At 34.1% G+C, this 8,115-nt stretch carries 7 protein-coding genes; 2 read left to right on the top strand and 5 right to left on the bottom strand.

Going from position 1 to position 8,115, the window contains the following annotated elements:
* Window positions 1-83: 83 nt before the first annotated feature.
* On the bottom strand, window positions 84-959 hold the full coding sequence (locus BMX60_RS10930; protein WP_091351480.1) for an RluA family pseudouridine synthase: 876 nt from the start codon (window positions 957-959) through the stop codon (window positions 84-86).
* 99 nt (window positions 960-1,058) lie between these two features.
* On the opposite strand from BMX60_RS10930, the gene BMX60_RS10925 reads away from it, so the two are divergent.
* Complete coding sequence (locus BMX60_RS10925; protein WP_091351479.1) at window positions 1,059-2,138, top strand: PRK06851 family protein; 1,080 nt, start codon at window positions 1,059-1,061, stop codon at window positions 2,136-2,138.
* A 114-nt stretch (window positions 2,139-2,252) separates the two neighbouring features.
* Window positions 2,253-3,656 carry an MATE family efflux transporter gene (locus BMX60_RS10920; RefSeq protein WP_091351478.1) on the top strand — a complete coding sequence of 468 codons (1,404 nt, stop codon included), beginning with the start codon at window positions 2,253-2,255 and terminating at the stop codon, window positions 3,654-3,656.
* Between the two features lie 43 nt (window positions 3,657-3,699).
* Here BMX60_RS10920 and pulA read toward each other — a convergent pair whose 3' ends face one another.
* From pulA to BMX60_RS10900, 4 genes are all read right to left on the bottom strand, one after another.
* Window positions 3,700-6,297, bottom strand: a complete 2,598-nt coding sequence (gene pulA, locus BMX60_RS10915) for a type I pullulanase (RefSeq protein WP_177159792.1) — start codon at window positions 6,295-6,297, stop codon at window positions 3,700-3,702.
* A 193-nt stretch (window positions 6,298-6,490) separates the two neighbouring features.
* Window positions 6,491-7,219, bottom strand: a complete 729-nt coding sequence (locus BMX60_RS10910; RefSeq protein ID WP_091351476.1) for a glycerophosphodiester phosphodiesterase — start codon at window positions 7,217-7,219, stop codon at window positions 6,491-6,493.
* Between the two features lie 62 nt (window positions 7,220-7,281).
* Window positions 7,282-7,701, bottom strand: coding sequence for an EVE domain-containing protein (locus BMX60_RS10905; protein WP_091351475.1), 420 nt, complete (start codon window positions 7,699-7,701; stop codon window positions 7,282-7,284).
* A 183-nt stretch (window positions 7,702-7,884) separates the two neighbouring features.
* Window positions 7,885-8,115 (bottom strand): zinc ribbon domain-containing protein (locus BMX60_RS10900; protein WP_143055932.1); only part of this gene is annotated, 231 nt, incomplete at its 5' end.

Here is an 8,115-nt window from a genome sequence, read left to right as displayed (position 1 = left end):
ACTGTTTGTCAAGAGCGATTACGTTATTTTTCTTTATGCTAATCTGTTCGTGTGGTATTTAATCTATTTTTTCATAGAACTTTTTACATTACCGTTAATCTATTTAATAAGGTTTTAAAATCCCCTGGCAGCTCACTTACAAATTTTAACTCTTCCCCTGATAGTGGATGGTTAAAACTTAAGGAAAAAGCATGGAGTGCTTGCCTAGAGATTAAAGAACTTTTTTTGTGATATAAACTGTCACCTAAAATACCACAACCTAATGCCTTTAAATGAATTCTAATCTGATGGGTTCTTCCTGTCAAGATATTTAACTTTAAAAGACTGTAATTTTCGTATTTTTTTAGCAATTTATATTCAGTAATAGCTTCTTTTCCTTTTTCACTATTAACTTTTTTAGATGTAGGTAGATCTAAAATAGGTAAATTAATTACACCTTCTTCCTTAGGCAAAGTCCCTTCCACCACTGCCAAATACTGACGCTTAATTTTTCTATTTTCCAATTGTTTTGCCAATAAACTATGGATATAGGAGTTTTTGGCAAATATTACTAAACCAGAGGTCTCTCTATCTAAGCGATTGACGGGATGTATGCCAAAACTCTCTCCCTTTTTATTAAAATAATCTACTAACCCATTGGCTAAAGTATTTAATTGCTCATTATGAACAGGGTGAACAAGGGTTTCTCCGTCTTTTTCTAATACTATTAAATATTGATCTTCAAATATTATATTCAAAGGTAAAGGTTGGGGGATTATCTCGGTACATTCTTTTATAAAAATTTCAACTAAATCACCTAGCTTTACCGGTGTAGTAATTTTAGCTAAAGAGTTGTTAATATATACTTTACCGCTACTTTTAAGTCTCCGATATTCCCTCCGGGAAATCCCATACTTTTCAATAAGTTCTTCTTTTATGTTATTAAAATTATTTACTATAAAACTATACCTTTTTTCCATTTTTACTACCTCTTTTTGTTAACCTTTTAGTTAAAGGAACATATATTACTAGTGAGATCTTAATCTCATTTTAACACAAAAAAAAGAAGGTGGCTAATTATGACAGGTAAAATTAAAAATATATATGCTGGTGGAAACACCTCTTTAGGTTTCTATTCTTTTTACGATGACATCTTATCATCCCTTGAAAGGGTTTTTATATTAAAAGGGGGACCTGGTACCGGTAAGTCTACCCTAATTAAAAAAATCTCAGAAAAACTCCAAAAAGATGGTTACAACTTAACTTTTCTCCATTGTTCTTCAGATATCGGTTCATTAGATGGTGTTATTATTTCAGATAAAATAGCCATAGTTGATGGTACAGCTCCCCATATAATAGACCCCAAACTTCCTGGAATCACCGATGAAATCATAAACTTAGGCTCTTTTTTAAACAGAGAAAAACTCTTGCCCCATAAAAAGGAAATCAGGGAAATTAAAGAACAAATTGCCCTCCATTATAAAAAAGCTTACGAATTTTTTAGAAAAGCTAAAGGAATCCACGACCAATGGGAAGAAATTTACCTCAAAGAAATGAACTTCCAGTTAGCCGATGAAGTTGCTAAAAACCTTATTAAATTTATCATAGGTAACAGAAAGGAAAAAGAAAAAGGCTTAAGAAAAGATATGTTTTTCGGTGCCATAACTGCCCAAGGTCCTGTTAATTTTTATGATAATCTCATCAAAGATATCCCAACAAAATTTATTGTAAAAGGAAGACCTGGCACCGGCAAATCTACTTTAATGAAAAAAATAGCCGAAGCTTCACTAGAAGCTGGTTTTGATACTGAAATTTACCATTGTGCCTTTGATCCAATGAGTGTTGATATGGTACTCATCCCTAAACTAGATGTAGTTATTTTAGACGGAACTGCCCCCCATGTCGTTGACCCAGCTGCTCCAATGGATATCGTTGTCGATATGTATGCCCTTTGTCTACCAATAGATATAGATACCCGAAAAAAAGAGGAATTAGAAACTGTGGAAAGAGAATTTAACAAAATGGTTGCTAAAGGTATACCCCATCTCAAAGAAGCTAATGAACTTCACAAAACCATGGAAAAATACTATATCACTGCTATGGACTTTTCTAAAGTTGAGGAAGTAGAGAATTATATTTTAGAGGAAATTAAGTTATAGGTTGATTGTTAAATACTCCTATCCATCTTGGATAGGAATATTTTTTTATTTTTCTTTCGTTAGTCTAGATAATAGTTAAACGAAATGTTATAATGTTGCTAAAGGAGGATTATTATGGGTAAAACACTGACTTATAGCAATAAAAGGGAGTTTATACTTAATAACGAAAACTTATATCACAATGCTTTATATTTAGCTACTCCTATTGTTTTACAATCCCTATTGCAGGTTTCCATTGGTACTGTAGACATGAAAATGGTGGGTACTTTAGGAGCCGATGCCATTGCAGCAATCGGGGCTGGAAAAAATATCGTCATGCTAATTATGGTTTTAGTTATGGCCATCTCTACTGGAACAACAGCCTTGGTAGCTAGATTTATCGGTCAAGGGGATAGAGATAAAGCTTCATTAAGTGCAGGTCAATCCTTTTTCCTCTGCCTTGCAGCCTCCCTCTTTATGATCCCTCTAGGGCTATTGATTAATCGGCCAAGTTTACAGTTATTAGGGGTAAGTGACAATGTATTAGCATTGGCAGAAGTTTATATGTTAATCTTTTTTATTACTATCCCCCTATTTTTATTAAACTTCATTGCTAGGGCAATATTCCAAGGTTCTGGGGATACCCAAACTCCACTGCTAATTGATATAGTGATGAACTTATCAAATGTATTATTTAATTACCTATTGATTTTTGGTATCGGTTTTTTCCCTCCTTTAGGGGTTATGGGAGCCGCTTTAGGAACTGCGATTTCCCGGCTAATTGGAGCCCTTTTAGGATGGAGTGCTTTAGTTAGCGGAAAGTTTATGTTGAAAGTAAAAATTAAAGACATGTTATATCCCCATTTTACAATAATAAAGCAAGTTGTTAAAATTGGACTGCCAGCAGCACTACAGGGAGTTTGCAGAAATGCCAGCACCTTTTTTATCTTTGCCATTTTAGCAAGAACTGCTGCCCAAAATGCCGCTATAACAGCCTTTACTATTGGTACTAATCTAAGTCAATATGCCATTATGCCAGGCCTTGCTGTAGGAACTGCTGCCGCTACCCTATCGGGGATGAATATTGGTGCTAAAAAACTTAAAAGAGCTGAAGAAAGTGGTAAAGCCTGTGTATTTATTGGAGCAGGTTTCATGATATTTTTTGCTTTGATCTTTGTAACATTTGCTGAACCATTGATTAACTTTTTTTTAGATAAGCCTAATGATGAAATTGTTAAAATCGGTAAAACCTTTTTATACATTTTAGCCCTTTCTGAACCCTTCCATGCTATGACGATAATCTTTTCTAGGACTATGCAAGGTGCTGGCTATACTAAATATCCTTTTTTAATAACTTTAGTTTGTTGGGTAGTTATTAGAGTAAGTTTAGCTTACTTACTAGCCTTTCCATTAAATTTACAAGAAACAGGGGTTTGGATAGCTATCACAACTTCTACAGTCATTTCTGGATTGTTATCATACTACCTCTTCCGTTTAGGTAAATGGAAATATGTAAAAATAAATCAACCAAAAAGATAAGCCTTTAAAGCTTATCTTTTTGGTTTAAGGAGGGTGTTAGTATTTATTTTTGGTAAAGTACCATCATACTAATTCGTGGTACTTTAACAGTGGTACCATTTACAGTTTCTAAGGTATCAACCCCAGCTTTTTTATCTTTTACAACAATGTTCCATGTTCCCCCTTTAGGTAAGTTAACGGTTATATCATGTCCATTGGGGTTATAAATAACAACTATATCTCTCCAAGAATCTCCATTTGCATTATCTTTTAAGTGGAACATTATGGAGCCATCGGGAGAGTCTAATATTTCCATATGCTTTCTTACCATTTCCGCTGTCGCCAATCTAAAGGCAGGATGTTCTCTCCTTAGGCGAATTAACCCTTGATGGTATAAAAATTCTTCATAATAAGTATGCTTTCTACTCCACTCAATTTGGTTGATATGATCTGGGGATTTATAACTATTATGATCACCATATTTAGTTCTCATCATTTCAACTCCGCCATGGAGGAAAGGAACCCCTTGTGATGTCAAAACAATAGCGTTAGCAAGGAGATTCATTCGTATACGATCTTCTTCACTGTCATTAGGATTGCTCTTTTCAATTTTATCCCATAGGGTTAAGTTATCATGACAAGATACGTATACAATAGATTCAGTAGGTTCTTGGGCAAAGTCATCGATAGCACCCATGATACCCCTAATCACATTATCTCTTTGATTTACCATCCCTTGTACATAACCTTTAATTGTCCCGTCGTTATCCCCTTTAATTGCATTTCTGATATGATCATTAAATACCGCTATCCTTGTTCCCCTTTGTTTTCCTTTAGTAAATTGAAGGTTAGCAGGTAGAGGAGAGCCTCCAGCTTGCCATGGCTCACCGTAGATTATAATACTTGGATCGATTTGGTGAAGGGCTTCTTGTACAGCTAACATCGTTTCTACATCATGTAAAGCCATTAAATCAAAACGGAAACCATCAATTTTATATTCTGTCGCCCAATACTTCACAGAATCTACAATAAACTTTCTCACCATTGGCCTTTCCGATGCAATTTCATTTCCGCAACCAGAACCATTGGTATAGTTTCCTTTATCATCGGTTCTGTAAAAGTATTTTGGTACTATTAAATCAAAGGGTGAATCCCCTACTGTGTAGGTATGGTTATAAACAACATCTTTGATAACCCTAATACCTGCTTTATTTAACCCCATTACCATTTCCTTGTACTCTCTAATCCTAGTTAACCCATCAGCAGCATTAGTTGAGTAAGTTCCTTGAGGGACGTTGTATAGCCTTGGATCATAACCCCAGTTATACTGATCATCCCTACTATCATCTATACTAGCAAAATCGTATGTCGGTAATAGGTGAATATGGGTAATCCCTAGCTCTACCAGGTGGTCTAATCCTGTTTTTACTCCCCCAGGTCCTGTAATTCCTTTTTCAATTAAACCTAAATATTTTCCTTTATATTTATTTCCTGAATCTGGATAAATCGAAAAATCTCTGACATGCATTTCATAAATTATAGCATCGGTATAATTTTTAAATTCAGGTTTCTTGAAAGAATCCCAACCCCGAGGATTAGTTTCTTTCAAATCAACTATCATTCCTCTAGTACTGTTTAAAGATACTGCCCTGACGTATGGATCCACTGCTTCATTAACTATATAGCCATGGTCGACAATATAAGTGTAATATTTATTTTTTAAATCTCCTTTAATCTCTAAAAACCAAGTTCCATTGACATCTTTTTTCATGTCATAATCTTTACCTTCTTTGGCATCGGCGGTATCATATATCCTTACTTTTACATCTAATGCCGTCGGTGCCCATACCCTAAACTTGGTACTATTCCTTGTATATGTGTTTCCTAAGTCATCCCCTGGGTAATAAAATTCTGGCAAATCCAGTACCCTCCTTTTTACTACGTAATTACCAGTATAATCTGGACTTTCAATTGTATAGTTTGCAGTAATGTCCAATTCCTTTTCTAAAGTTAGTTTTAATACATTACCACTAGTTCCTGAACCAACAACTTCTACTTTCTTAACATTATAGTCTTTATCTTCCCCTTTAATAACAAAACCGTTGTCACCATCCGTTAATTTGTGTTGGTGGGTTAGTGAAACAATTATTTCATCTTTTCCATCCATATAAGCTGAAATAATTCTGGGACTTTTATCGACATCAGCTTGGGAGAAATAGATATTTGGATCACTTTGTAATAACCAAATTTCTGCTTTTCCATCAATTACATCGACAAATCTATCCCTATCCACATCTTTAGCAGACCAGTTCCCCCGGCGGACTATAAAACCTAAGCGATGGTATTCTTCTGGAAAATAAATGGTTGCCCTTACTCCATAATCAGTAAGTTCTGTAAAGGGATATGCCTTACCTTCCTTTCCATCAGGCCATACCCAAAGATCCCAAGGACGATAATCCCCTTCATACCTATGGTAATTTATTATTAGAGTAGTTTTCACTTCAAAATCAGGGAGCGGTGGTGGCCCAGGATAAAATTTAGACAAATCTTCTGGTTCCTCTTGTTGTGGGGGCTGGGTTACATCCTTACTTCCACAACCAGCTAAAAAGGTAATAATAAATAAAAATAGGATAAAGGGAGTTAATTTCCTAAGTTTAAACAAATTTAAAACCTCCTTTTTGAGAAGTAGTGAGAATAAAATAAAACTTCCTAACGGTACCATTAAATATAATAATGGAAACCGAGGAAGTCTTATGGTCTTATAATTTTATTCCCCCGACTACTATTATAAGTATTTTTCTTTCAAAAGAAATATTCGACACTTTTAAATAAATTCCTGCCTTTTTTTAAAATTTTTATTTTTTATTTTTTAAAAGGGCTAACCCTATGTCGGGATGATTAGTTATTATTCCATTAACACCGTAATTTATAAATTTGCTAATTTCTTCCCTTTCATCAACGGTAAAAACTGTAACAGGCATTTTGTTAAGTTTTGCTTCTTTTATAATTTCTTCTGTTACTCCTTCTATATAGGGATGTAATGCCGTTGCCCCTACTGTTTTGGCATATTCCCAAGGTTTATAGAGCCCTTCCATATAAAGAATAGCAGTTTTAATATCAGAGTCTAACTTCCGCACTTCTACTAAACTATAATGATTAAAAGATGAGATGATTGATTTTTCAACATAGTTATATTTGTATAATAATTCTAAAACTTTAGCTTCAATATCGGGATAATAAAAACCCCCTAGTTTTATTTCTATGTTCAAATAAATATCTTTATCAAACAAATAAATTAATAATTCTTCTAAAGTTGGTATCTTAACTCCGGCAAATTCCTCAGAAAACTTTACCCCAGCATCAAGTTTTTTTAGCTCTTTTAAAGTGTAATCTTTAATATAGCCTTTACCATTAGTAGTCCTATCTACCTGTTCATCATGGCACAAAACCAATACACCGTCTTTTGTCATATGGACATCGGTTTCAATCCCTTTACATCCCATTTCTATTGCCTTTTTAAAGGCTGGCATGGTATTTTCTGGGGCAATAGCAGATGCTCCTCTATGGGCAATAATTTTAGTCATCTCAACACTACTCCCTTCATTTATTGAATTAATATTTCGCCAAAAGAGGGAGTTTTTCCTGCTTAAATTTCAAAATTATCTCCGGCTAAAGTTAACACTTTATGCCAGTACTCTACCTTTACTGGCATTACAGATAAACGGGGAAGATTAACTAATTCCCAATCAGTAAAACTTAAGCTTTCTTTGATTTCTTTTAATGTAACTGGATTGACTAATCTTTTAACATATTCTACATCTATAGCATGAAATTTAGGGTTATCACTGGTTGGGTCAGGATAACTTGAAGTAACAATTTTACCGATCCCTACTATACTTCGCTCTTTTCCAGTATGATAGATAAAAACATAATCACCTATTTCCATTTTTTTGATATAATTATTTGCTTTAATATTTCTTACCCCATCCCACATAGCCCTTCCATCCCTTTTTAAATCTTCTATACTGTATACATCTGGTTCAGTCTTCAATAACCAATATTTCATCTTTTCACCGTTACAGAAAGCTTATAAAACTCTATAAGGTTTTTATCAAACCTTATAAAAGTTTATGTTTCCTTCCTTGTTCATCGTGTCCAGTTTCGAAAATCTACTCCTGTTTGGTTTAACACTCCGAAGGCTTAAATTCCCGACTAACGAATCGGTACATATCAATAACTGCTTTAAGTGCTATGCTATTGATTTACCATATTTTTTTAAATTTATACTTGCATTTAAATCCCTATCTATTTTATAACCACAATCTTTACAGCTAAAAGTTCTTTCTGATAGAGAAAGTTTGTCTTTTATACTTCCACAGCTACTACAGGTTTTAGATGAAGGATAAAATTTTTCTGCAAGGATAAATTTAATATTATTCCATCGGCATTTATATTCCATCTGTCTTCTAAATTCACGGAA

The organism is Anaerobranca gottschalkii DSM 13577, from assembly GCF_900111575.1.
Lineage (GTDB): Bacteria > Bacillota > Proteinivoracia > Proteinivoracales > Proteinivoracaceae > Anaerobranca > Anaerobranca gottschalkii.
The sequence above is the reverse complement of the archived record's forward strand: the minus strand, read 5'-3'. Positions and strand labels throughout refer to the sequence as shown.

Bases quoted from the DNA above. Each gene is read 5' to 3' on its own strand.
- BMX60_RS10930 (WP_091351480.1), bottom strand. From the start codon at position 959: ATGGAAAAAAGGTATAGTTTTATAGTAAATAATTTTAATAACATAAAA.
- BMX60_RS10925 (WP_091351479.1), top strand. From the start codon at position 1,059: ATGACAGGTAAAATTAAAAATATATATGCTGGTGGAAACACCTCTTTA.
- BMX60_RS10920 (WP_091351478.1), top strand. From the start codon at position 2,253: ATGGGTAAAACACTGACTTATAGCAATAAAAGGGAGTTTATACTTAAT.
- BMX60_RS10910 (WP_091351476.1), bottom strand. From the start codon at position 7,219: ATGACTAAAATTATTGCCCATAGAGGAGCATCTGCTATTGCCCCAGAA.
- BMX60_RS10905 (WP_091351475.1), bottom strand. From the start codon at position 7,701: ATGAAATATTGGTTATTGAAGACTGAACCAGATGTATACAGTATAGAA.